The sequence below is a fragment of the Caballeronia udeis genome (genome assembly GCF_044909315.1).
GTDB lineage: Bacteria > Pseudomonadota > Gammaproteobacteria > Burkholderiales > Burkholderiaceae > Caballeronia > Caballeronia udeis_A.
Map to the genome: position 1 here is coordinate 366,916 of NZ_JBIYEB010000004.1, position 24,728 is coordinate 391,643.

General features: G+C 61.7%; 22 protein-coding genes and 2 pseudogenes. 12 read left to right on the forward strand and 12 right to left on the reverse strand.

Annotated elements, in window-relative coordinates; genetic code table 11:
- Window positions 1–8: 8 nt before the first annotated feature.
- A complete protein-coding gene (locus ABH944_RS09070; RefSeq protein WP_404605526.1) occupies window positions 9–245 on the forward strand; it encodes a DUF1289 domain-containing protein in 237 nt (78 codons plus the stop codon).
- 52 nt (window positions 246–297) lie between these two features.
- Here the strand turns inward: ABH944_RS09070 and ABH944_RS09075 are convergent, their stop codons facing one another.
- Window positions 298–1,065: a CbtA family protein gene (locus ABH944_RS09075; protein WP_404605525.1), complete on the reverse strand. Its 768-nt coding sequence runs from the start codon at window positions 1,063–1,065 to the stop codon at window positions 298–300.
- Window positions 1,066–1,073: 8 nt separating this feature from the next.
- On the reverse strand, window positions 1,074–1,307 hold the full coding sequence (locus ABH944_RS09080) for a CbtB domain-containing protein (protein WP_404605523.1): 234 nt from the start codon (window positions 1,305–1,307) through the stop codon (window positions 1,074–1,076).
- Between the two features lie 226 nt (window positions 1,308–1,533).
- Here ABH944_RS09080 and ABH944_RS09085 point away from each other — a divergent pair, with 226 nt between their 5' ends.
- On the forward strand, window positions 1,534–2,094 hold the full coding sequence (locus ABH944_RS09085; protein WP_404605522.1) for a histidine phosphatase family protein: 561 nt from the start codon (window positions 1,534–1,536) through the stop codon (window positions 2,092–2,094).
- 72 nt (window positions 2,095–2,166) lie between these two features.
- Here the strand turns inward: ABH944_RS09085 and ABH944_RS09090 are convergent, their stop codons facing one another.
- The 3 genes from ABH944_RS09090 to ABH944_RS09100 all read right to left on the reverse strand — a co-directional run bounded on the left by ABH944_RS09090 (window position 2,167) and on the right by ABH944_RS09100 (window position 4,187).
- Window positions 2,167–2,511, reverse strand: coding sequence for a hypothetical protein (locus ABH944_RS09090; RefSeq protein WP_404605521.1), 345 nt, complete (start codon window positions 2,509–2,511; stop codon window positions 2,167–2,169).
- Between the two features lie 81 nt (window positions 2,512–2,592).
- Complete coding sequence (gene lhpI / locus ABH944_RS09095; RefSeq protein ID WP_404605519.1) at window positions 2,593–3,534, reverse strand: bifunctional Delta(1)-pyrroline-2-carboxylate/Delta(1)-piperideine-2-carboxylate reductase; 942 nt, start codon at window positions 3,532–3,534, stop codon at window positions 2,593–2,595.
- 92 nt (window positions 3,535–3,626) lie between these two features.
- Window positions 3,627–4,187: a DUF2878 domain-containing protein gene (locus tag ABH944_RS09100; RefSeq protein ID WP_404605517.1), complete on the reverse strand. Its 561-nt coding sequence runs from the start codon at window positions 4,185–4,187 to the stop codon at window positions 3,627–3,629.
- Between the two features lie 241 nt (window positions 4,188–4,428).
- Between ABH944_RS09100 and ppk2 the strand changes: the two genes are divergently transcribed.
- Window positions 4,429–5,325, forward strand: coding sequence for a polyphosphate kinase 2 (gene ppk2, locus ABH944_RS09105; protein WP_404605516.1), 897 nt, complete (start codon window positions 4,429–4,431; stop codon window positions 5,323–5,325).
- Window positions 5,326–5,336: 11 nt separating this feature from the next.
- Here ppk2 and ABH944_RS09110 read toward each other — a convergent pair whose 3' ends face one another.
- From ABH944_RS09110 to ABH944_RS09130, 5 genes are all read right to left on the reverse strand, one after another.
- Window positions 5,337–5,576, reverse strand: coding sequence for a hypothetical protein (locus ABH944_RS09110; RefSeq protein ID WP_404605514.1), 240 nt, complete (start codon window positions 5,574–5,576; stop codon window positions 5,337–5,339).
- A gap of 120 nt (window positions 5,577–5,696) precedes the next feature.
- A complete protein-coding gene (locus ABH944_RS09115) occupies window positions 5,697–7,238 on the reverse strand; it encodes an efflux transporter outer membrane subunit (protein ID WP_404605513.1) in 1,542 nt (513 codons plus the stop codon).
- An 11-nt stretch (window positions 7,239–7,249) separates the two neighbouring features.
- Window positions 7,250–10,444, reverse strand: coding sequence for an efflux RND transporter permease subunit (locus tag ABH944_RS09120; protein WP_404605511.1), 3,195 nt, complete (start codon window positions 10,442–10,444; stop codon window positions 7,250–7,252).
- Window positions 10,445–10,584: 140 nt separating this feature from the next.
- Window positions 10,585–11,775 (reverse strand): efflux RND transporter periplasmic adaptor subunit, encoded by a 1,191-nt coding sequence (locus tag ABH944_RS09125; protein WP_404605509.1) that lies wholly within the window; start codon window positions 11,773–11,775, stop codon window positions 10,585–10,587.
- Between the two features lie 12 nt (window positions 11,776–11,787).
- Window positions 11,788–12,642 carry an alpha/beta hydrolase fold domain-containing protein gene (locus ABH944_RS09130; RefSeq protein ID WP_404605991.1) on the reverse strand — a complete coding sequence of 285 codons (855 nt, stop codon included), beginning with the start codon at window positions 12,640–12,642 and terminating at the stop codon, window positions 11,788–11,790.
- 197 nt (window positions 12,643–12,839) lie between these two features.
- Between ABH944_RS09130 and ABH944_RS09135 the strand changes: the two genes are divergently transcribed.
- The 3 genes from ABH944_RS09135 to ABH944_RS09145 all read left to right on the forward strand — a co-directional run bounded on the left by ABH944_RS09135 (window position 12,840) and on the right by ABH944_RS09145 (window position 14,720).
- Window positions 12,840–13,850: a LysR family transcriptional regulator gene (locus ABH944_RS09135; RefSeq protein ID WP_404605507.1), complete on the forward strand. Its 1,011-nt coding sequence runs from the start codon at window positions 12,840–12,842 to the stop codon at window positions 13,848–13,850.
- Window positions 13,851–14,213: 363 nt separating this feature from the next.
- A complete protein-coding gene (locus ABH944_RS09140; protein ID WP_404605505.1) occupies window positions 14,214–14,567 on the forward strand; it encodes a DUF4148 domain-containing protein in 354 nt (117 codons plus the stop codon).
- A gap of 15 nt (window positions 14,568–14,582) precedes the next feature.
- Window positions 14,583–14,720: a hypothetical protein gene (locus tag ABH944_RS09145; RefSeq protein WP_404605504.1), complete on the forward strand. Its 138-nt coding sequence runs from the start codon at window positions 14,583–14,585 to the stop codon at window positions 14,718–14,720.
- A gap of 91 nt (window positions 14,721–14,811) precedes the next feature.
- On the opposite strand, the gene ABH944_RS09150 is transcribed toward ABH944_RS09145, so the two are convergent.
- Entirely contained in the window at window positions 14,812–17,364 is a 2,553-nt protein-coding gene (locus ABH944_RS09150; RefSeq protein ID WP_404605503.1) for an adenosylcobalamin-dependent ribonucleoside-diphosphate reductase, read from the reverse strand.
- A gap of 220 nt (window positions 17,365–17,584) precedes the next feature.
- Between ABH944_RS09150 and ABH944_RS09155 the strand changes: the two are divergent.
- The 6 genes and pseudogenes from ABH944_RS09155 to ABH944_RS09180 all read left to right on the forward strand — a co-directional run bounded on the left by ABH944_RS09155 (window position 17,585) and on the right by ABH944_RS09180 (window position 23,216).
- Window positions 17,585–18,879 (forward strand): annotated as a pseudogene (locus tag ABH944_RS09155) (MFS transporter).
- A gap of 136 nt (window positions 18,880–19,015) precedes the next feature.
- Window positions 19,016–19,222: pseudogene (locus ABH944_RS09160) on the forward strand (respiratory nitrate reductase subunit gamma); the annotation flags it as partial.
- A 20-nt stretch (window positions 19,223–19,242) separates the two neighbouring features.
- Entirely contained in the window at window positions 19,243–19,992 is a 750-nt protein-coding gene (locus tag ABH944_RS09165) for a peptidylprolyl isomerase (RefSeq protein ID WP_404605501.1), read from the forward strand.
- On the forward strand, window positions 19,989–20,543 hold the full coding sequence (gene mobB / locus ABH944_RS09170; protein ID WP_404605499.1) for a molybdopterin-guanine dinucleotide biosynthesis protein B: 555 nt from the start codon (window positions 19,989–19,991) through the stop codon (window positions 20,541–20,543). Before ABH944_RS09165 ends, mobB begins: the two co-directional genes overlap by 4 nt.
- 37 nt (window positions 20,544–20,580) lie before the next feature.
- Window positions 20,581–22,551: a type IV pili methyl-accepting chemotaxis transducer N-terminal domain-containing protein gene (locus tag ABH944_RS09175; protein ID WP_404605497.1), complete on the forward strand. Its 1,971-nt coding sequence runs from the start codon at window positions 20,581–20,583 to the stop codon at window positions 22,549–22,551.
- Window positions 22,548–23,216 (forward strand): response regulator, encoded by a 669-nt coding sequence (locus ABH944_RS09180; protein ID WP_404605495.1) that lies wholly within the window; start codon window positions 22,548–22,550, stop codon window positions 23,214–23,216. Before ABH944_RS09175 ends, ABH944_RS09180 begins: the two co-directional genes overlap by 4 nt.
- Window positions 23,217–23,243: 27 nt before the next feature.
- Here ABH944_RS09180 and glgA read toward each other — a convergent pair whose 3' ends face one another.
- Window positions 23,244–24,719 (reverse strand): glycogen synthase GlgA, encoded by a 1,476-nt coding sequence (gene glgA / locus ABH944_RS09185; RefSeq protein ID WP_404605493.1) that lies wholly within the window; start codon window positions 24,717–24,719, stop codon window positions 23,244–23,246.
- Window positions 24,720–24,728 lie beyond the last annotated feature (9 nt).

Consider the following 24,728-nt stretch of genomic DNA (forward strand, 5'->3'; position numbering starts at 1 on the left):
TAACTCCGATGGACATGCAGACAGAAATGGAAGTACCGCTCGAACTCACGTTCACCATTGAGCGGGCCATACAGCTTCAGCCCGTGGGCTCGCCGTGCACGGATGTATGCCGGCTCGACAAGACCACGGGGCATTGCGAAGGCTGCTTCAGAAGCCGCGAAGAGATCAAGGCATGGAAAACCATGGCCGATGCCGACAAGCTCGCACTGTTCAATACGCTGCTCGCACGCAAGGCAGCAGCATGAAAAAGGGGCGGCCCGCGAGCCGCCCCTCATTGGACCCGTACTAACGAAACGCTCAGGCCGAAGCGATCCGGCGCACCGGCGCCCCTTCCATTTCTCGTTGCGCGAGCACGCCGAACAGCAAACCGAGCGTGGTCCAGATCACCGCCTGGATGCCGATTGCCGCCACGCGGAAATTCCACAGCAGCGTCGCTGAAAACAGCTTCGGCACTTCGTCGACCGGCGGCAGCGCAAAGTGCGCCAGCGCCATCAGCACGATATACACGGCGACCGAAATCAGCGTTGCGTTCCAGTTGCCGTGGCGCACCTGCAAACGCCGCTGCAGCCGCACGGCAAACACAGCCACAATCAGCGAGATCGCGACCATGCCGAAAAACAGCGCGGTCCGTGCGCCGATCGTGTCAGGATTGCCCACGGACGGCGGATTCGGCGGGTACTTGAGGAACGGCACGATCGCAATGGTCACGAAGCCGAACAGGCCGAGCAACGCCGACGTTCCCCGTGCGCGCAAAGCGCCAAGCCGCGCATACGAAAACGCGAACACGAGGGAGAACAGGCCGCCCAACGCTGTCCCGAACACGCAGACACCTGTCAGCAAACCGAGCCCCGCTTGCGTGCCGCGACTGACGAGTTCGACGTCATCGGCAGGATCGTGCTGATGCCCAGCTGCGGCTTCCGCTTGTTCGTGCAGCTTTTCCTGCTGCGCTTCAAAGGCAATCGCGCGATCGACCGAAGGCTCACCCAAGGTTTTGGCAACACAAAAGCCGAGCAGGCCCGCGACGAGTCCCGCGATCATGCCGCGTATCAAAAGGTTTCGGATCATGGTCGGTCTCAGTGGCAGGGAAAGCCGAGCAGATGGCGACCATCGTGGACAAACTCGTGAATGACCATACCCTGGAAGATCGAGGTCGCGCCCTGTTCGGCGCCAACAAAATAAATCGCGATCAGCAAAAGCAGGCCAATGAAGACTGCCCAGGGCAACACTTCACGCACCGGAATGGGGTTGGGTGCATCAAATGCGGGATTATTGCCGGTCAAACTGGCGGATGCGGCAGGATGGCTCATGAGCAACTCCAGGGGATTACGCGTCCCGTAAGAAAAAAGAAAGGTTGCAGCGAGGGTCTGACTTGCAGATGCAGAAGGCTGAAGCGCTGGCAGCCCTTCAAGAGCCTTGTTTGACATCCGCTCACAGTGGCGCGACCGTGCCGGACTTTCACCGGTTTCCTCGCAATGCAAGTCGCCATTCTAGAATGAGTCGGCCGAATGTAAAGCACTCCCTTGATCGAGCCTTATGAAAACCGAACTTATCCTGCTCTGCCACGCGACCACGGCTTCAATGAAACGCGGCTCATTTCCGAGTAGCGGCGACGCTATTGATGAGCCTGAATTGCCCCGTCTCACACGGCTTCCTTCGGCGTTTCAACCCGATCGGGTCATCACGAGCCCGGCACACGCCGCCATTCAAACCGCGCGCGCCTTCGAAACCGCCGCGAGCATTGACATGTCATGGAACGACCTGGATTACGGTCTTTGGCAAGGCCGTCCCATCCGCGAGATTCACGATGAAGATGCGGCCGGACTGGGTGCATGGCTTTCCGAACCGGAAAGCGCGGCGCATGGTGGTGAGAGTCTGGGAGCCCTGCAAACAAGGGTTCGCGGTGCACTGGAGAGCTGGCGAGAGGCTGGAGTCACGCTGGTCGTGACGCATGCAATCGTGGTCAAGACCGCGCTGGCGACCGTGCTGGATGCACCCCTTGCAGCAGTCTATTGCATGGACCTGGAGCCGCTTTCGGCAATCACGCTGACTCGATCAGGCGACGCCTGGCGTCTTCGACACAGGTCTTCCGTATGACAAAAAGACGTCATTCTTACCAGCGACTGAAAAAATGAGCAGCGCTGCGAGCGTCGGCGGTTCGTGCGGAGTTCAGGCTTTCGCGCCGCGCGCCATGCGCTGGAGCGTCGAAGAATCGATCGCGCCCGCGCAGATCCTGATCGCTTCCTTCAGCGTGCGGGGACGTCCCGCTGCGAAATGCGCTTCAAGAATCGCGATCGCGCGAAGCCGTTCGTTGTTGCCCAGCTTCTCGCCAGTCGCCAGTTCGAGCACCGATATGAAGTACGTCGCCGGTGGCGTAACGCGGGAAGGCGCCGTTGGCGTGGCAGCGGGAATTGCATCTGACCACGCCTGTTTTGCAATGGTCGCTATATCGGATTGGGCGCGCCAATCAGCTTTTTCCGCTTCTCTCAGTTCAAATTCGTTTCGACTAGTCATCAATCAAGCCCTGAAATAATCCTCGGATCACCAAGGATTAAATAGCAAGGATTATTCCAGCTCGATAGGCAAGCACTTTTCTTAACCTGCTCCGAGCATCGCCCGGACAACCCTGCATGCGGCCAGATCCCACGCTGCGCAGCCAACGCTCTTGAACATGACCGGCCGCTTGATCCCTGATTCAGCGGCTTGGACACCCAACGCACTCGCAAGCGGCCGTACCTCGTCCCAGTCAATACCTGCCTGGATTAGGTCCCCGGCCTCGTGCCGGGCACCGGCCAGGTCGTCCACGAACACATCGCTCGCCAGCACCGTCGATGCCGCAATCTCAGCGGCGTCAGGCGTGAACGCGCCCACGCCGATCACGAGCCGGCCCTCGATGGGCGGCAACGTATAGACGGGCGTTTTACTCGTGGTGGTCGCGATAACCACGTCGATCGATGCGGGAATCCCGGCATCCTTCAACGCGCTCAATCTCTCCGATAACCCCGCATGGTCCGCACAAAATGCTTCCGCGCGTTCGGTCCGCGAGCCCTGCACAATAATCTCAGCGGCCGGATAAAGCACACTCAGCGCCTCGACATGATGCGCAGCCTGCTTGCCCGTGCCGATGATCAACACGGTCTTGGGCTCGCGCCCGAGCAGCGCCTGGATGCCGATCATCGTGACCGCGGCGGTGCGTCGGCCGGTTACCGTGGGCCCGTCCAGCATGAAGAGCGGTACGCCGGTCGCGGCATCGAATGCGGTGACCTGGCCGTGAATGGTCGGCAACCCGAGCGCGCCGTTCTTCGGGCATACGTTGACGAGCTTGTGCATGGCAAGGTCGGCCGCGGCGGCCGGCATCGAGAGCATCACAGCGCCGTCGCGAAGCGGCACCACCATGCGCTCGGGGCTCGTGATGAGGCCGCTCGCATAGTCGAGCATGGTGCATTTCAAGGTATCGACGAGGCGGTCGAAGGGCAGCAGGCGCGCGGTATCCGCGTGGTCGAAGTGAGGCAACGAAAGCGAAACGGTGTCGGTCATGGGAGTCGCAAGGAGAATGCCGTTGGCAACGGCGATGCGGCATTCTAAAGGCAAACAATTACGCTCCGGCCCGACCAACCCCCGGCCGGTAATCAATGCACCCCATCCCACCACCGCGAGAACAGGATCAACGCCGGCATCAGGATGGTCCAGCCGATCGCCAGCGCGAGTGTCGCCGGCAGCGGTTGCACGAAGCGCACCGCGCCCAGCGCTGCGCCGGCGTGGAACGACATCGGCCCAACTATGGCGCCAAGCACCGAAGCAAGCGGCATGCGTTGCTTGAGCCAGCCGAACGTCGTGTTGAACTGGGCGGCGAAAAGCGCCCACAGCGCAAGGATCCAGTAAGGTGCCGCGCCGGACAACACGGTGCCGTTGGGGTACGCGAGCAATCCGGTCGCCACCGGCACGCTCTCCCAGATCGCGCCCATCACCACCACGCTGACCAGCAGCTTGAACTCCTGCAATGGCCGATCGACCCGCGCAAGATGCACCGCGACGAGCACAATGGCTGTTGCCACGCCGATCCATGGCACGTCGTGCGCGGCGCTCTGCACGCAGGCAAACCAGCCGAGCTGCCCGATCACGAAATAGACGCACGGCGCCCAGCGTTCGACCGCCGATGGGCGCCGTGGGCCACTGGATGCGTCGTGCATGCGGTCTCCGGTTCCCGGGCAAAGTGCCCAATCCTGGCGTATGACGCGAAAACCGTTCCTCCACGCTCAGCACCCGCGCGCGGGCGGATCATGAGTTGGTTGCCCCGCTCCGGGCGCGCCTGCCGTAACATTCCTGAAATTATCGGACCGGATAATCGATAATTTGCAGGATTGCAGGGTTTTGCATTGCCTGCCGGGACGAGTCAACGCGGTCAACACGCCCAACCAAACGGAGCTTCCCATGATTTCGCAGGATAAACAGCGCCGCTTCGAAGAAGACCTGATCGACAGCTACGACGAAGAACTCGAGATGGAAGTCGACGACCGCATCCTCGACGGCGACAGTGCGTTGTCCGCCGAAGCGCGCGAGCAACGCAAGATCTACTTTCGCGAGCTGTTCCGCCTGCAAGGTGAACTCGTCAAGCTGCAAGACTGGGTTGTCGCCAGTGGTCACCGGCTGGTGGTGATCTTTGAAGGACGCGACGCCGCCGGCAAGGGCGGCGCGATCAAGCGCATCACGCAGCGGCTGAATCCGCGCGTGTGCCGGGTCGCCGCATTGCCCGCACCGAACAATCGCGAACGCACCCAGTGGTATTTCCAGCGCTACGTGTCGCATCTGCCGGCAGGCGGGGAGATCGTGCTGTTCGACCGCAGCTGGTACAACCGGGCGGGCGTCGAGCGTGTGATGAATTTCTGTACCGACGCCGAGTACGAAGAGTTCTTTCGCTCAGTGCCGGAATTCGAAAAGATGCTGGTGCGCAGCGGCGTGCAGATCCTGAAGTACTGGTTCTCGATCACCGACGACGAGCAGGAAGTTCGTTTCCAGGCGCGTATTCAAGATCCGTTGAAGCAGTGGAAGCTGAGCCCGATGGACCTGGAAAGCCGCCGTCGCTGGGAAGCCTATACGCATGCGAAGGAAGTGATGCTCGCGCGTTCGCATATTCCCGAAGCGCCGTGGTGGGTCGTGCAGGCCGTGGACAAGAAACGCGCGCGGCTAAACTGCATTCACCATCTGCTGAGCCAGGTGCCGTATCACGAGATCGAGCACCCTACGATCGAATTGCCTGACCGCGTTTATAACGACGATTATCTGCGGCAACCGGTGCCCGAAAGCATCATCGTGCCGGAAGTGTATTGATTGCTGATGGCTTAGCAGTGGCAGGTCTTGTCATGCATGGCATGGACCTGCGGTGTAAGGGCGTCGCTTTGATCGGCTTGATCGTGGCGATGCCTGAATACCGCTTGAAACATGTACTGCGAACCCTTCATGACCACGACGAACGTCACTTGCATCAGGTTGAAATCGAGCGTCACCATCAGGCGCATCAAGACCAACAGCGGTAGTACGACGGCGGGTCGGTAGAGTTGTCGTTCGATTAAGGCTTTCATGACGGCTCCCGTATCCATAGTTTTATTCTACGGACCGGGAGCCCCCGGATAAACCCGCTGTAATCGAAGACACTTGTCGCGCGTTTTGAACAATCACGCTTCCAGTGCCACGTTCAATGCTCAGCGCGACGCAACGCTCGCATCTGCCGCGGGTGCAGCCGGTGTTGCCGGTGTTACAGATGCAGCCGGCATATCTCCCCAACCACCGCCGAGCGCACGGACCAGGTTCACCGTCGACGTAGCCTGTACGCCCGCCAGTTGAACCGCTGCGCGCTGCGACTGCAGCACGGTACGCTCGGCATCGATCACGTCGAGATAATTGACCGCGCCCTCGGTGTACTGCGCACGGGAAAGCTGCGCTGCCCGGTTCGATGCGCTCACCGCTTCGGCCTGCGTGCGCGTCTGGTCCTGGAGGATACGCAGGTCGGAGAGGTTGTCCTCCACTTCCTGGAACGCCACCAGCACCTGCTGCCTATAGTTCGCGACATCCTCTTCGTAGATCGCGCGTGCGTTCGCAAGATTGCCCTTGCGACGCCCGCCATCGAAGATCGGCAAATTGAGCGCCGTGCCTGCAAATGGTCCGAGCAGGAACGTGCGGCTCGACCAGTTGAAGAGATCGCCAAGCGTCGCCGATTCGAATCCGCCCGAGCCCGTTATGCTGAGCGACGGGAAAAACGCCGACTTCGCCACGCCAATGCGCGAGTTCGCCGCCGCCATCGCACGTTCGGCCGCCGCGATATCCGGCCGGCGTTCGAGCAGCGATGAAGGCAAGCCCGGCGGAATCTTGATATCGACAGGCTGCAGCGGATTGGCCGCCATCGAGAACTGCGACGCCGACTTGCCGAGCAGCACCGCGAGGCTGTGCTCGGACGCGGCGCGCAAGCGCTGCACCGTCATGGCGTCGGACTTGGCGGTGGCAAGTTCGGACCTGGCCTGCGCCACGTCCAGCTCGCTGATCTCGCCTTCGTTAAAGCGGTTCTGCACCAGCTTCAGGGCCTGTTCGCGCAGCGTGACGGTGCGCGCATAGACATCGCTTTCCGAATCGAGCTCACGCAGGTTGAAGTAGTTCTGCGCCACGTCCGCCTGCAACGCAAGCTGCACGGACCGGAACAGCGCTTCGCTTTGCTCGGTGTCGGCGTTCGCGGCCTTCACCGAGTCCGACACGCGGCCGAACAGGTCCACTTCATACGACGCACTCGCCTCTGCACGCCACAGGGTCTGTGACGGTACGTTGGCGTTGGCGGGGAGGAACTGCGAGGCCGGCGAGACCTTCTCTCGCGTCGGACCGAAACCTGCATCCAGCGTCGGGAACAAGCCTGCCCGGGCGGTCTGGTTGATCGCGCGCGATTCCTTCACGCGCGCGGCCGCGGCCTTCAGGTTCTGGTTCGCCTCCAGCGCCTGATGTTCCAGGTCGTTGAGCGTCGGGTCGTTGAAAACCGTCCACCATTCGCCGCGCAACGCCTGTTCCGACGGTTGCGCGGTCTTCCACGTACCCTGCTCCGAAGGCGCCAGAGCCGTTTCCTGCGGTGTTTCCTTGAAGGCCGCCGGCGCGCTCACGTCGGGCTTCGTGTAGGTCGGCGCGAGCGAACAGCCCGCGACAACCAGCATGGACCCGAGTAGCGCCGGCAATCCCAGCCATCGCTTGATATTCAACGTTTTCATTTCAACCTCTCTCATACTTCAAGCGAAGCATTGACACCGCGCATGTGCGGATTGTGGCCATGCTTGTCGACGAGATGTTCGCCGCCGGCCAGCTTTCTCAACAGTACATAAAAGACTGGCGTAAGCATCAGGCCGAACAGCGTCACACCGAGCATGCCGAAGAACACCGCTACGCCCATTGCATGGCGCATTTCCGAACCCGCGCCCGACGACAGCACGAGCGGCACCACGCCCATGATGAAAGCAATGGAGGTCATCAGGATCGGCCGCAGACGCAGGCGGCTGGCTTCAATCGCCGCCTCCACGATCGAGCGTCCCTGCATTTCAAGCTCCCGCGCAAACTCCACGATCAGGATGGCGTTCTTCGCCGACAAGCCCACCAGCACCATCAAGCCGATTTGCGTAAAGATGTTGTTGTCACCCTTCGTGAGCCAGACACCGACCAGTGCCGAGAAAATGCTCATGGGCACGATCAGGATCACGGCGAGCGGCAGCGTCAGGCTTTCATACAGAGCTGCCAGCACGAGGAACACGAGCAGCACGCTGATCGGGAACACCCACATGGCCGCATTGCCGGCAAGAATCTGCTGATACGTCAGGTCGGTCCATTCGAACTTGATGCCGCGCGGCAGCGTTTCAGCCGCAATGCGTTCCACCGCAGCCTGCGCCTGGCCCGACGAATAACCCGGTGCCGGACCGCCGTTGATGTCGGCAGCGGTGTAGCCGTTGTAGCGCACCACCATCTCCGGACCAAAGGTCGGCGTCACCTTGACGAGCGACGAGAGCGGCACCATCTCGCCGTTCGCGTTACGCGTCTTGAGCAGACCGATGTCATCCGAGCTCGAGCGGAACGGCGCATCCGCCTGCACCCGGACTTGATACACCCGGCCGAATCGGTTGAAGTCGTTCACATACAGCGAGCCGAGGTAGACCTGCATGGTGCTGAATACATCGGTGACGGATACGCCCAGCTGCTTCGCTTTCACCCGGTCCAGATCCACGTTCAGTTGCGGCACGTTGATCTGGTAGCTGGAGAAGGTCGGGCCCAGTTCAGGCGCCTGCGATGCACGCTTGATGAACGCCTGCGTAGCGTCGCTCAGCGCGGAGTAACCCAATGCGCCACGGTCTTCCAGTTGCAGCTTGAAGCCGCCCAGCGTCCCCAGCCCAAGCACCGGCGGCGGCGGGAACACGGCAATGAACGAACCCTTGATCGCCGCGTATTTCTGGTTCAGCGAGCCTGCAATTGCTCCCGCCGAGAGCGCTGCACCCTTGCGCTCGCTAAACGGCTTGAGCGTCACGAACACAATGCCCGCGCTCGACGAATTCGTGAAGCCGTTCACCGACAAGCCCGGGAATTCCACCGCGCTTTGCACGCCCGGCGTTTTCCTCGCGATGTCCGTCATCTGGCGAATCACCGCTTCGGTACGGTCGAGCGACGCGCCGTTGGGCAACTGCGCAAAGCTGATCAGGTACTCCTTGTCCTGCGCCGGCACGAAACCGCCGGGTACGACCTTGCTCATCAGGACAGCGCCGCACAGCAGCACCACATACACGCCCATCATCAGCGCCTTGCGGTTGATGACGCCCGTCACACCCTTGCCGTAGTTCTCCGAACCACGCTTGAAAACCTTGTTGAACTGGCGGAAGAAGCCGCCGAACACACGGTCCATGCCACGCGTCAGCCAGTCCTTCGGTTCGTCATGGCCCTTCAGCAGCAATGCCGCGAGCGCCGGCGACAAGGTCAGCGAGTTGAAGGCCGAGATCACCGTGGAGATGGCGATGGTCATGGCGAACTGCTTGTAGAACTGACCCGTCAGGCCCGACATGAACGCGAGCGGCACGAACACAGCCGTCAGTGTCAGCGCAATGGCGATAATCGGCCCGCTCACTTCGCGCATGGCCTGATAGGTCGCCTCTCGCGCCGATAACCCCGCCTCGATATTGCGTTCGACGTTTTCTACCACCACGATCGCGTCGTCCACCACGATCCCGATTGCCAGCACCATGCCGAACAATGACAACGCGTTGATCGAGAAGCCGAACGCGAGCAGCAGCGAGAACGTACCGATGATCGACACCGGCACCGCCAGCAACGGAATGATCGACGCGCGCCAGGTTTGCAGGAACACGATCACCACCAGCACGACCAGCGCAATGGCTTCAATCAGCGTATGGATAACCGCTTCAATACTGGAGCGCACGAACTGCGTCGGGTCATAGACGATTTCATAGTCGACGCCCGCCGGCATGTCCGCCTTCAGTTCCTTCATGGTCTGGCGGACCTGGTCGGAGATCTGCAGCGAGTTCGCACCCGGTTGCTGGTTGATCGCCATGGCAACCGCGGACTTGTTGTCGAGCAGCGAGCGCAAGCCATACTCGGATGCAGCCAGCTCGACACGCGCTACGTCACGCAGATACGTGACAGCGCCGTCAGGCGAAGTCTTGAGCACGATGTCGCGGAATTCAGCTTCAGTCTGCAAGCGGCCTTGCGCATTCACGTTGAGTTGCAGCGGCACGTTCGACGAAGTCGGCGATGCCCCGATCACCCCGGCGGCCACCTGCACGTTTTGCTCACGGATGGCGTTGACCACGTCAGTCGCCGTCATGCCACGCTGCGCGACCTTTTGCGGATCGAGCCAGATGCGCATGGAGTAGTCGCCCGAACCCCACAACTGAACCTCGCCCACGCCCTGGATCCGCTCGAGCCGGTCCTTCACGTTGATCAGCGCATAGTTGCGCAGATACGTCATGTCGTAGCGGTCATTCGGCGAGTTCAGGTGAACCACCATGGTGAGCGTCGGCGACGACTTGATGGTCGTCACACCGAGCCGCGTCACGTCTTCCGGCAGGCGCGGCAGCGCTTGCGACACGCGGTTCTGCACCAGTTCCTGCGCCTTGTCCGGGTCCGTGCCGAGCTTGAACGTCACCGTGATGGTCAGGTTGCCGTCGCTGTTGGCCTGCGACTGCATGTACAGCATGTCTTCCACGCCGTTGATCTGCTCTTCCAGTGGCGAGGCCACCGTCTCGGCGATCACCTTCGGATTCGCGCCCGGATACTGCGCATGCACGACCACGGATGGCGGCACGACTTCCGGATATTCGGAGATCGGCAGCTTGAACATGGCGATGATGCCGGCCAGCAGGATGAGCACCGACAGCACACCCGCAAAGATCGGGCGGTCGATGAAAAACTTGGAAATGTTCATGACGTTTTCTTTATCTGCATGAGAGGCTGCACGTGCGTAGCCGCCGACCGGTCCGTCCCGTCAGGAACGCACCCGTCACGTACCACGCACATGAGGAGCCGCTGTTAAGCGCTTATAAAACCCGTCTGTTAAAGCGCGTCTTATGAAGCGTCTTTGGCCGGCGATGCACTCGCCATTGCTACGGAATTCGGCTTCACCACATCGTTCGGACGCACGCGCTGCAGGCCGTTCACCACGATCCGCTCACCCGGCTGCAAGCCCTTCACGATGACGCGCAGCCCTTCGCTAAGCGTGCCGAGGGTGACCTCGCGGTACTGCGCGCGGTTGTCCGCGTCGACCACCATCACGTACTTCTTGTCCTGGTCGGTCCCGATCGCAGCGTCGTCGATCAGCACGGCCGGATGCGGCGTGCCGCCACCGACCTTGATGCGTGCGTAGAGACCCGGCACCAGCGAACCGTCGGCGTTATCGAAACGTGCTCGCACGCGAATCGTGCCCGACCCCGTATTGAGCTGGTTATCGACGGATGCGACCTTGCCTTCGCGCGAGAAACCGTCTTCATTCGCGAGACCGAGCGAGACCGGCACGCTTGCACGCGAGTCGCGGCTCAGATAACGCAAGTAGGTTTGCTCATCGACGTCGAACGATGCATAGATGGGCGACACCGACACCAGCGTGGTCAGCAGTGGCGCACTGGCGCCGGTCGACACGATGTTGCCGACCGTCATTTCCGCACGCGACACCCGGCCCGACACCGGCGCCACGATCTGCGTGTACGTCAGGTTGATCTTCGCCGTCTCGAGCGCCGCTTGCGCCGCCTTCAGGTTCGCCGCCGCTTCGTGCGAGGCGTTCTGCTTCTCGTCGTAGTCGCGCTTGGCGATGGCGTTATCCGCCAGCAGGCGTTCCGCCCGTGCCGCATCGGTCGATGTATAACCGTTGCGCGCCTGGGCCGCCGCGAGTTGCGCCGCGGCCTGATCGACTGCCGCCACGTACGGCCGCGGGTCGATGGTGAAGAGCGGATCGCCCTTCTTCACCAGCGCGCCATCGGCGAAATGCACCGCGACAATGGTCCCCGGCACGAGCGGACGGACCTCGACCTTGTCGACCGCTTCCAGGCGGCCCGAATAGTTCTGGTAGTCGGTGATGGTCTTCGAGACCACCGTGGCGACATCCACTTCCATGGCGGGCACCGACGGCTTGATGGCCGCTTCAGCACCGTTCACCGGGAGATCGCCGCGGCCGAAACCATGCATCGCAGTGAATGTTCCGATGCCTGCGACGACCAGCGCTGCGCCTAGCGCGACGGTAAGACGTTTGCGAGTGATGGACATGCGTAGCTCCGATTAAGTCGTTGAGATTGTTTGAATTTTTTGGTGTGCCGCGAGCGGCGCAAGCGGCCGCGCGCGAAGCCGTTTCTTGAAGAACGTGACGACATCGGCGAGTGCGGCCGGATCCGCTGCAAGCGCGTTATGCGATGCATTGACATGCCGCGTGACTTCCGTCGGCACGCCGGCGGCGATCAGTTCGCCCGCATATTTCTCAGCTTCGATATGCAGCAGGTCGTGTTGCGCGCTTGCGATCAGCGCGGGCGGCAGACCGGCCAGGCGCCGCGATTCCAGCGGCGCCGCATATGGGTGAAGCCGTTGTGAAGCGTTCGGTAGATACGCGCGATAACACTGCGCGCACTCCGTCACGCCGATGTCCGGCGAGCGCACCTTGTTCTCGTCGGCCATGCGCGTCATGCTCGGGTCCAGCAACGGCGCGAGCAGCGCTTGCGCCAGGATCACGATGTCGCCCCGATCCCGCGCGATAGCCGCGAGGCACGTGGCCAGGTTCCCGCCTGCATCGTGCCCGGCGACCCCGATGCGGTTCGCATCCGCTCGTTGCGCACGAGCGTTCGCAACCGCCCATTGCGCCGCCCTATATGCGTCCTCGGGCGCCGCGGGAAACGGGAAAGCCGGCGCCAGCGAGTAGCCCACCGAAATGACCCACGCCGCCGTGTCCCGGGCGATGGTGCTGGCGGTAATGTCGGCGTCATCCAGCGTGCCACGCACGAAACCGCCGCCATGAAAATAGAGCACGACCGGCAGGACGCTGCCGTCCGAGGCGGGGCGATAACTGCGCAAGGTTATGGGTTGCGCATGTCCCGCGATTCGAACATCCTCTATGCAGAGGCCCAGATCCAGCGTCGATGCCATGGTTATTTTCAGCGCGTCCGCGCCATCCCACCCGAGTTGCGATGGAACGAATTCTGGGGGCAACGACATTTGAAATAAATGCCTATAATCCGGCAACACAATTCGGTCGCACCGAACAATCGCGATCGAAACTGCCCATTCCTGTCTGAGCGGCATCCTTATTCCGGACGCTGCAAAGCATTGACGGTGAGAGAAAAATGGACCGGCTACAAGCTATGCAGGTGTTTACAAGAGTGGTCGACACCAATAGTTTTTCGCGCGCAGCAGACACGCTGGACATGCCGCGCGCCTCGGTGACAACGATCATTCAGAACCTCGAAGCGTTCCTCAACGTGCGTCTCCTGCAACGCACGACACGACGCCTGAACCTCACGCCGGATGGCGCCGCGTATTACGAACGCTGCGTGCGGATCCTTGCGGACATAGAAGAAACCGAGAGTTCCTTCGCCCATAGCAGCAAAGGTCCGCGTGGCAAATTGCGAATCGATATGCCGGGGTCGATCGGGCGCATGATCGTCATGCCACAGCTTTGCGAATTCCACACGCGTTACCCGGACATCGAGTTGATGATCGGTTTCGGCGACAAACCGGTCGACCTGATTCAGGAAGGCGTGGATTGTGTCATTCGCGTGGGAACCTTGCAGGATTCGAGTTTGGTGGCACGGCGGATCGGCGTGTTTCAGGGCCTGACCGCGGCGAGTCCGGAATATCTCGAACTTCATGGCGTGCCGCATACCATCGAGGATTTGCAGCAGCACACGGCCGTGAATTATTTCTCCAGCCGCACCGGCCGCGTGATGGATATGGATTTTGTCGTCGATGGAAAATCCGTCGAGGTGAAAATGCGCGGGCCCATTGCCGTGAATGATGCGGAGGCCTATATAGCGTGCGGCGTCAAAGGAGTGGGAATCGTCCAGATAGCGCGATTCATGGCCCTTCCGCATTTGCGCTCCGGCGAACTGGTCGAGGTGCTGCCGCAATGGAAACCGCTGCCCATGCCCATTTCGGTGGTCTATCCGCATAACCGGCATTTGTCGCCCAAGGTGCGGGTTTTCGTCGACTGGGCGGCCGAGTTGTTCGAGCGGTGTCCGCTGCTTTCCGGGCAGGAAGACGCCGAGCAACGCTGCCTGCCGACGGCTACGCCGGCCAAGTCGATCGTCAGGCATGGCACGCCCGATGTTGCCGGCACCGCTGAGATCGTGGTGTAGTCATGCTTGGGAACACGGTTCGGGCTGGGTCGCTCCTGGGCCCTTTAAGCCCCATTCGACCCTCTCGCGGGTAAGGGCTTAAGTCCCTTTGGTTAATACTGGTTTCGTCGCAAAAGCCCTTTCCATAAGGGCTTTTTCGATTATTCGCCTGATGCGATTAATCTTTTCGCTTAACGAGCATTTATCCGCCGCGCTCGCTTGACTACATTTCATCCTGTCGCAGCGCGGCTCGTCGATTAGTCGATGTCATTGTGTTTCATTGGTTAGACTGATTAATTAGCCCGACGCCCGCTGCCCCGCTATCTGTTCGATTGCATCGACTCCGTTGAATGCTTATCGAATGAACCGACAGGAGCAGCACGCATGAAAACCGCCATTGCAACACTCTCGCTTTCCGCTATCTCGGCGATTGTCTCCACCACCGCATTCGCTGACGGCGGCATTGGGCACGCAGGCACTTATCAAACCGCGGTGACCAGCCAAAGCACCATGACACGCGCACAAGTCCGCGCGGAGCTGGCCGTATCTTATGCAAACGGCACGTTGCCCGCGCTGAACCGCAACACGTACCCTGAGCGCAGCATGGCGGGGATTGCCATTGCCGAGCAGCACGAACAACGTGCACGCGAAGCGGCGGCTGCGGAACAACGTAATCGTGAAATCGTGGAATTCGCGAACGGCTCAGTGACACAAAGCGGCAACGCGCACGTTCAATAAATAAAGGAGTCCATCATGAATGAATTAGTCCCCCTTGAAGACTTCTCCACGCTCGATGACTGGCTTCCGGCCGCACCGCAGTGGCAACCGTTCCGGCCGCAAGCAATGCGCGAGCGTCAGGCTACGGAGTGGACGGATTCGGCGGCAGGTTAAACAGTTCAGCGTTTCGCTGGTGCGGACTATCGGGTCCGCACCAACCACCGTCATCAAGCTGGATGCAAGCGTGTTAATGAGGTTAAGTGTTTCAACCGCACGCACCTATTTCGCCGCACGCTGTACAGAAGTCACAACCGTCCTTGCGGATCATTGCATTGGCGCCGCATGTAGGACACTTGCGGCCGGGAATGGGTAGCAAGGCATGCGGATTGGCCGCATCCGCGTGGTCCTCGACGACCGCAGTGATGTCGTCATCAGCGGAATCAGGTAAAGCCGATGCAAGCCCGGCCTGTGCATTCTCATGCCGGCGCTGCGCAAGCGTGCGCGAGGGGATCTGACCGCCCTCGATATCGAGGAAGCCCCGTCGATACAAAATCTGCTGGATCGCATAAGCAAGCGCCGCGACTTCCGAATCGTGCCAGCGCGGCGCCTTATGGCCACCGGGGCGCTCGACGTCGCCAAGACGCACTTGCCCGCGATCCCACGACACCTTGCGCATATCCTGCAGATTGCGTGCAACAAAACCACCCCGCGCCGCCAGCGACAATGACCGCATGGTCGCCGTGATCCACTGCTGCGATTCGTCGCGCTGCCCGGTCGGGATGAAGAACTCGATAGGCCGCTCGATGGTGACATCTTCACCGCTCAGCCGGCCGGTAATCTCCATGAACGACACCGCCACATAAAGCGACTTCTTGCCGGCCTGCGTGAGGTACTCCACCTTCTCGATGATCGCCGGCAACTCGCCACGCGGGCGGTGATCGACGGCTATGCGCAACGGGTCCAGTTCGACCTCGGCGTCCGCCGCGTCCGAGGGATCGGATACGGCGGCGGGTGCTTCGGGCGTCACGGACAACACCGCGCCCAGCGTGTCGTTAGGACGGTAGGTGGCAAGACCCTTCAGCCCCCGGCGCCATGCATCGAAGTAGAGATCCTTGAACTTGTCGAACGGATAATCGGCCGGCACGTTCACCGTCTTCGAAATGGAGGTATCGACGAAAGGCTGCACCGCCGCCATCATTTCCAGATGATCGTTCGCGGACATGTCGAGCGCGCTGACAAAGTACTCCGGCAACGCCTTCACGTCGCCGCCCAGCTCGCGGTACAAGCGATACGCATGATCTTCCACCGCGAACGATTGCCGGCTGCCGTCGGCCATGCGTTTGGTCCGCTGGTAGGTCCACGAGAACGCCGGCTCGATACCGTTCGACGCATTGTCGGCGAATGCCAGGCTCACCGTGCCGGTAGGCGCAATGGAGAGCAGGTGGCTGTTGCGGATACCGTCGCGATGAATCTCCGCCTTGATGTCGTCCGGCAAACGCGACGCAAACGTCCCTGTTTCAAGGTACTTTTTCGCATCGAAGAGAGGGAACGCCCCCCGCTCCCGAGCCAGCTCAACCGATGCTCGATACGCTTCGTCGCGCATGGTCCGCGCCACGCGGGCCGCGAAGTCGCGCCCTTCCTGCGAGTTGTAGCGCACGCCGAGCATGACAAGCGTGTCACCGAGCCCGGTAAAACCCACGCCTATGCGCCGTTTCGCTTGCGCCTCCTGATCTTGTTCGGACAACGGCCAGAGCGTTACGTCGAGCACATCATCGAGAAAACGGACCTGCGTGCGGGTACTTTTCGCCAAGCCATCCCAGTCGAATACCGGCATTCCTCCATGGCGCTGCGCGAACGGTTCACGCACGAAACGCGTCAGGTTCAACGGTCCGAGATTGCAGCAGCCATACGCGGGCAACGGCTGCTCGCCGCAAGGATTCGTCGCGCGAATGGTCTCCACGGCACGCAGGTTGTTGTCGTCGTTCATGCGCGATACGAACACCACGCCCGGCTCCGCGACGTCATAGGTCGAACGCATGATCGTGTCCCACACCTCGCGCGCCCGCACTTCGCGATAAACCCACAGTCCGTCGTCACGCTGCCGTGCGCCGGCCGACGCCTTGAACGAAGGTGACGGCTCGGCGGGATGCACGAGTTGCCAAAGGGCGTCGTCAGCAACGGCCTGCATGAACTCGTCGGTTACCGCCACCGACACGTTGAAGTTGTTCCAGCGCCCTTTCTCATGCTTTGCCGCTATGAATTCAAGCAGGTCGGGATGAGAGCAATCCAGAATGCCCATCTGCGCACCGCGCCGCGACCCGGCGCTTTCAACCGTCCTGCAGGACGCGTCGAACACGTCCATATAACTGCACGGACCCGACGCGGACGATCCAGTGGAATGCACACGTGCGCCCTTCGGACGGATCGCGGAAAAGTTGTAACCCACGCCGCCGCCGCGCCGCATGGTTTCGGCCGCCTGCAGCAGCGCGACGTAGATGCCCGGCAAACCGTTCTCGTCCACGCCCTGGATCGCGTCGCCCACAGGCTGCACGAAGCAGTTGATGAGGGTTGCCTGGATGCCCGTGCCGGCCGCGCTCATGATGCGTCCGGCGCCCAGCGCACCACGCTGGAAATTCTCGAAGAATTCGGTCTCGACCTGCTTGCGCCGCGCCTCGGGTTCGGCCAGCGCCACGCCGCGCGCAACCCGCCGGTAAATGTCGTCGATGCGCGTTTCGTCGCCCTTCGCATACTTTTCCAGCATGACGTCGGTGGAAAACTGCTGCGGCGAAACGGTGATCTTCAAGTCGTCTTCAGCCATGTTCTGTCCTCATGTCCAGCGGTTTGTTGCGTTGCACCGGGTTCGCGGAGCGTGCGTGGCCAACTGCATCCCATTCCAAATTACACCTTTCGGAGTAGTCCCGCCGGAGGAGCGGCATGGAGTCGCGTCCTTCCATTGGCGAATGGGCGGCACGTCGCGCAGTTCCTAATCTTGCAGTGAATTCCCAACTCAACGCAAATCTAATCGACAGGCAAGCAATATGACTGCCGCAGGCAAGTTCCAAGCCACTCACGATGTATCGACCGCCGATCCGCGCGCCTGGCGCGTGCTGTGGTCGAGCACCTTCGCCTTCACCATCTGCTTCGCGATCTGGATGATGTTCGCGATTCTGGGCATTCCGCTGAAAACGCAGCTCGGTCTCTCCGACACCGAATTCGGCCTGATCGCGGCAACGCCCGTCTTGTCCGGCTCGCTCGCCCGCGTCCCGCTCGGGATCTGCACGGACCGCTTCGGCGGACGCATTGTCTTTTTCCTGACGATGCTCGCAACCGTCATACCTGTCTGGATGCTCACGTACGCCACCCAGTTCTGGCAATTCATCGCACTGGGGCTGCTTGTGGGCCTCTCCGGCGCCAGCTTTTCGGTCGGCACGCCGTATGTGGCGCGCTGGTTTCCGAAGGACCGCCAGGGGCTCGCCATGGGGATCTTCGGCGCCGGCAATGCCGGTTCGGCGTTGACCAAGTTCGTGGCGCCGATCCTGATCGTGACTGCCGGTACCTGGATGATCGTGCCGAAGGTGTACGCCATTGCCATGCTGGTCACGGCCATCCTCTTCTGGATGACCTCGGCCAGCAATCCGGCGCATCGCGTGGCGAATCCGCCCAGTTTCGCCAGCCAGCTGGCCGTGATGAAAGACCGCCGCGCATGGCGCTATTCACAGTACTACTCGGTCGTGTTCGGAGGTTACGTCGGGCTGGCGTTATGGCTGCCGCATTACTACGTCAATCACTACGGCTTTCATATTGAACAGGCCGCGTTGCTGGCCGCGTGTTTCTCGCTGCCGGGCGGCGTGCTGCGCGCAATCGGCGTCTGGCTGTCTGATCGTTTCGGCGCGCAGAAAACGACCTGGATCGTGATGTGGACCGTGCTCACGTGCTTCTCTTTCTCAGCTATCCGGACTCGGGCTTCATCGTTCAGTCGACCCACGGTCCGCTCGCGTTTCACATTGCGCTCTCGCCCACGGTGTTCGCGATCCTGATGTTCACCGTCGGCATCGCGATGGCGATCGGCAAGGCCTCCGTATTCAAGTTCGTCGCTGACGAATACAGCGGCAACATCGGCGCGGTCTCCGGCGTGGTCGGTCTCGCCGGCGGTCTTGCGGGGTTCGCGCTACCCATTCTGTTCGGGGTGCTGGCCGACCTGACGGGCGTGAGCAGCACCTGTTTCATGCTGCTTTTTGGCGCAACCGCAGTCAGCCTCATCTGGATGCACTTCTCCTTCCGTCCGCATGGCGCCGAAGTCTCGCCGCGCGCATCCCTCCAATCCCACTCATAAGAACATGTCCGACTATCTCCTCAAAAAATGGGAGCCGGAAGATCCGGCGTTCTGGAAAACACGCGGCTCGGCCATTGCCAACCGCAACCTGTGGATCTCCATACCGGCACTGATGCTTGCTTTCGCCGTGTGGTCGCTCATGACCTGGGCGCAGCACGTCGTGACCTTCCGCGGCGACGCAGCGCAGTACGTGGCGGCCGCACCATTCGTATTCCGGATGCATCTGTTCATGGGCATGTCGCTGTTCGTGATCTTCCCTTTCACCCGGCTCGTGCATGTCTGGAGCGGCTTCGCTTCCGTTACGTACCTGAGCCGCGCATGGCAGTTCGTGCGGCCGCGCTAACCCGTTCGGAGGAGAACATCGTGGCAATAGTTGTCAACGGCGTGAAACTCGCCGATACGGACCTGGAGCGCGAAATGCCGGCTTATGCAGACACGCCGGATGCGCAACAAGCTGCCCTGACCGCGGCTGTACTGCGCCGCGTCCTGCTCGATGAAGCGGCTCAGTTGTACATCGTCGCTGCGGCTCAGGGCGACGAGGCCATGATCGAAGCGTTGCTCGATCATCAGCTCGCTGAAGCGGCGGCGCCCACGCATGAAGAGTGCGAGCGTCACTATCTGGCGGACCTGGAGCGCTGGCGGGTAAACGAGCGCGCGAGGGTGAGCCACATTCTGTTCCAGGTGACGGAGAAAGTGGACCTGGCGGCGCTGCGCCAACGAGCTCAACAGACACTCGATGAACTGTTGCAGAGCGGCGACCTCGAACTGCGCTTCGTCCACTTTGCGCGTACGGTGTCGAATTGCCCCTCGGGCGTGGATGGCGGCGCGCTCGGCGAGATTGGACGCGGTGACACGGTGGTGGCATTCGAACACGCGGTGTTTGCCGCGCCCGCGGGTACCCTCTGCCCTGTGCTCGTGGAAACGGAGTTCGGCTTCCATATCATCCGGGTTCACGAGAAGTCGCCGGGCCTGGTGCTGCCGTTCGATCAGGTCGAGGTGCGTATTCGCGTCGCCATGTCGCAGGCACTGCGCGATCTCGCCGAGCGGCGTTATGTGATGGAAGCCGTGTCACGCGCTAATATTCAAGGATGGAAAAACGGGGTAGCGACATGACGGAAGCAGCGGCGAAGCTGCGCATCTTCGGCATTTGCGGGCGTTCGGGACAGGGCAAGACAACGTTGATCGAAGCGCTGCTGCCGTGGTTCCGCGCGCGCGGACTGGTCGTGAACGTGGTGAAGCACAGCCATCACTCAATCGAGCTCGAGCCGCCGGGCAAGGACAGCGCACGCTTCCGCACGGCCGGCGCGGGCGAGGTGCTGATCGCCTCGCCCTACCGGTACGCCATCGTGCAGGAACTGCATGACGCGCCCGAGCCGCCGTTAGCGGATCTGGTTGCGCGGCTTGCGCCGGCAGACCTGACGCTGGTGGAAGGTTTCACGCGCGAGGCCCTGCCGCGTCTCGAAGTCGTGCGTCCCGAGGCTGGCCGCGACCCCCTGTATCTGATCGACACCGCAATCCTCGCGATCGCCACCAACGACGCCCCGCGGCTTCATGACGCACCCGCAATCCCGCTTCTGCCACTGGCGGACGTTGGCGGTATTGGTGAGTTCATATGTAAAACAGTCGGGCTCTCGCTATTGGACGCCAGCAAGCCGGATAATTAGCGCCCTTTGCATTCCGGCCGCGCAAGCACGCAGTTCCATGTCCGATCTCCCGCTTCATCCGGCCTCATCTGGTGCCCTACCTGCAGCCGCGCTCACCACACCGCTCCAATATCGGCTATCCACGCGCATTGTGACGTTGTCCGGCGTTGCGCTGGCATTGGTCCTTTCCATGATCGCGGGGACGCTCTGGCTCTCGTGGCAACTTGAGGGTGCGGGCGCGGCAATCAATGACGCCGGCAGCCTGCGTATGCGAGCCGGCAATGTCGCCATCCAGCTCAACGAAGCCAGGGCCGGCCGCAAAGCGGACGTGAGTTCGCAAACCGCCCTGCTCGATCTCACGCTGGCTCATCTGAAAGGCGGCGACCCCGCGCGCCCATTGTTCCTTCCTGCCACGCCCGCGATCCACGCTCAACTGGATGCCGTATCGCAAACCTGGTACGGCTCGTTGAAGCAGGCGGTCACGCACGACTCGTCAAGTTCAACCGATACCCCCTCGCTCTATCTCGCCCGGCTGCCCGCATTCGTTGCCGAAGCCGATGCGCTGGTCCGCATGATCGAACGCGAAAATGCGCGCAAGACAGCTTGGCTACGACGCTGGCAAATGGCCCTTGCGGCGCTGGCGTGCGTAGGCACGATCGCGATCGTGTATCTGCTATACGCGTGGTTCGTGATGCCTGTACGACGTCTGGAGCGTGGTCTGTCCCGTATCGAACAACGCGAATTCAGCGCTCGCTTGCCGGTCGAGTCGCGTGACGAGTTCGGTCATCTTGCGCACGGCTTCAACCGGATGGCGAGCGAACTTCAGAGTTTGTACGGCGACCTGGCGCTGCGCGTGACCAACAAAACCGCGCAACTTGCCACACGCAACGGCGAGCCGGTCGCACTCTACGAAATGACCGCATTCCTGCATGGCGCGTTTGACGTCGAAGTGCTGTGCCGCGGTTTTCTTGCACGCGTCATGCGTCAGTTCAACGCCGACGCAGGCACCGTCCGCGTCCTTGCTCAAGACGGGGACAACCTGCATGTAGTCGTCTCCGAAGGTTTGCCCGAACCGCTGCTGAGCGCGGAGCGCTGCATGCCGGCAAGCACCTGCGTATGCGGCGCGGCGGCCACCAGCGGCCTCGCGGTCGTGCGCGACTTGCGCACGCCGCAAGCGCTCGACACGGGCCCTGCGACCCGTTGCGGCAAAGCGGGTTTCAACGCCGTCGCGGCCTTCGGCATCGTCTCGCATGACGTAACGCTGGGTTCATTCTCACTGCACTTTCGCGACGGCCGCGCGGTGCTGCCATCGGAAACGCGCTTGCTCGACACCCTCGGCAAGCATCTGGGCACGGCTTTGCAGAATCATCGTCTCGCTACGGCCGCCCGTCAGCTAGCGGTCGCGCAGGAGCGTCATCTGGTCGCGCAGGGACTGCATGACAGCATCGCGCAGAGCCTGAATTTCCTGAAGCTGCAACTGCATTTACTCGATGACGCCGCGAGCCGCAACGACATGAACGAAGTGCGCGAAATCGCCCCGTTGTTACGCGGAGGTCTTGAGGAAAGTTACGAGGACGTGCGTGAACTGCTCGTCAATTTCCGCACGAAGTTCGCTACCGGCAATCTTCGCGACGCCGTGGACGAGACGGTAACGCGCTTCGAACGGCAAACGGAGGCGCTGGTCAGGCTCGACTACGACGAAGCCGGTGGACTGCCCTTGCCGCCCGATCAGCAGCTACAGGTGCTGTTCATTCTTCAGGAAGCGTTGTCGAGCGTTCGCAAACATGCGTCGGCAACACAGGTCCATATCGCGATCAGGAACGCCGTCGATTTCGACCTGACCATAGAAGACGACGGCGACGGTTATGATCCCGCCGAGATCGCGAGCCGCGGCGACGCCCATATCGGTTTTCACATCATGCGTGAACGCGCGGCCCGGCTCGGTGCGCAATTGCGGCTGGACAGCGAACCGGGTAACGGCGCGCGCGTTCGCCTTCTGCTGCCCGGCAGCGAACGGCAGGCAGCATGACCATCCGCATTCTCCTGATCGACGACCACACCCTGTTTCGCTCCGGCGTGCGGGCGTTGTTGCAGCGGCAATCCGACTTCGAAGTCGTGGACGACGCCGCCGACGGCATTGAAGGGTTCAAGCGCGCCAAGCAGCATCGCCCGGACGTGGTCCTGCTCGACCTGAACATGCCCGGGTTATCGGGTATCGAAACCTTGCAGCTGTTGCAGCAGGATTTGCCGGACACCGCGGTGATCATGCTGACCGTGTCGGAAGACGTGGATGAACTGACCTGCGCGTTGCGTGAAGGCGCGTGCGGCTATCTGTTGAAAAACATGGAAGCCGACGCACTCGCCACCATGATCCGCCGCGCCGCCGAGGGTGAATCAGTGATTGCGGAGAGCAAGACGCAGCGGCTGATCGCGCAAATGAGAACGCCGGTGCGGGCAGAAGCAACACCCGCACCGCCGCCATCCGGACCACGCGAGGCGCCTGCGTTGACGCCGCGAGAACACGACATTGTGCGGATCCTGTCGCGCGGCGCGAGCAACAAGGACATCGCACGCGAACTCGATCTGGCCGAAAGCATGGTGAAAATCCACGTGCGCAACGCGCTTCGCAAGCTCAATCTGTCCAGCCGTGTGCAGATCGCGATCCACGCAATCTCCCGGGACCTGAACGGTTGATCGTGATTGATTTCAGCTGATCGCCGGCTAGCGCGCACGCGTCCCGATCAGCTCGCGATACACATCGATATATCGCAACGCGGACGCTTCCCAGCCGAAATCCTGCTCCATCGCGCGGCGCACCACGGCCTTCCATTCCAGCCGCCGCTGCTTTAATGCAAACGCGCGGCGAATGGCGGCCACAATCGACTGCCGGTCGAACTTCTCGAATACAAACCCGGTAGCCAGATCATCGGCGAGGTTTTCCAGCGACGCATCCACCACCGTGTCAGCCAGACCGCCTACGCAATGAACCAGCGGCAGCGACCCATACGCCAACGCGTACAACTGCGTCAGCCCGCACGGTTCGAAGCGCGACGGGACCATCACGATGTCACTGCCCGCAATAATTGAATGAGAGAGCGTTTCGTCGAATCCAAGCTCCACGGCAACCGCTTGCGGATGCGCCAGCGCGGCTTTCTTCAGGCCGTTTTCAAGCGCCGGGTCCCCAGTGCCCAGCACGACCAGTTGCCCGCCACGCTGGACAATATCCGGAATGACCGACAGCAACAGGTCGATGCCTTTCTGCTCGGTCAGCCGGCTCACCACGCCGAACAGCAACGCATCCGGTTCGCGCGCGAGGCCGACCCGTTCCTGCAACGCGGCTTTGCACTTCGCCTTGCCGGTGAACTTTGCGATCGAGTACTGGGTGTCGATGGTGGTATCGGTCGCCGGATTCCACACCGTCTGGTCAACGCCATTGAGAATGCCGCTGATGTCGTGCGTGCGGGTGCGCAGCAAACCATCGAGCCCCGCGCCCTGCGCATGCGTCTGGATCTCGCGCGCATACGTCGGGCTCACGGTCGTGATGCGATCCGCGTAGAACAGCCCGGCCTTCAGAAAGGACAGATGACCGTAGAACTCGACGCCATCGACGGAGAAAAAATCCGCCGGCAGTTGAAGCACGCCGAATTCCCTGGCGGGAAACACGCCCTGGTAGGCGAGGTTATGGACCGTCATGACCGACGGCACGCGCGCCACGCCCGTCTCGCGCTCGCGCGCCCGCAGATACGCCGGTGCGAGGCCGGCATGCCAGTCGTGCGCGTGCACCACATCGGGTTTCCAGGCCGGATCGGCGCCGCCCGCAAGCCGCGCCGCCGCCCAGCCGAGCAGCGCAAAACGCCGGTCGCTGTCGGCATACTGGGTGTGCGACGGATCGAGATACGGATTGCCCGGCCGGTCGTAGAACGCATCTGCACGCACTACGTAGACCACAATTCCGTGCGGCTCCAGCAGGCCCCGTTCGAGCCGCACATGATCTATGCCAAACGCCCAGCCAAGGTCGGCCACTGGCTCGATCTGTGTCAGGCCCGCCACCACCGAAGGGAACGCCGGCAGGATCACGCGGGCATTCGTGCCCAGTTGCGTCTGGGCCGGCGGCAATGCGCCCACGACATCGGCGAGGCCGCCGGTTTTCAAAAGCGGATACATCTCCGCTGCAACATGCAGCACGCATACGGTCATCGGCTCCCC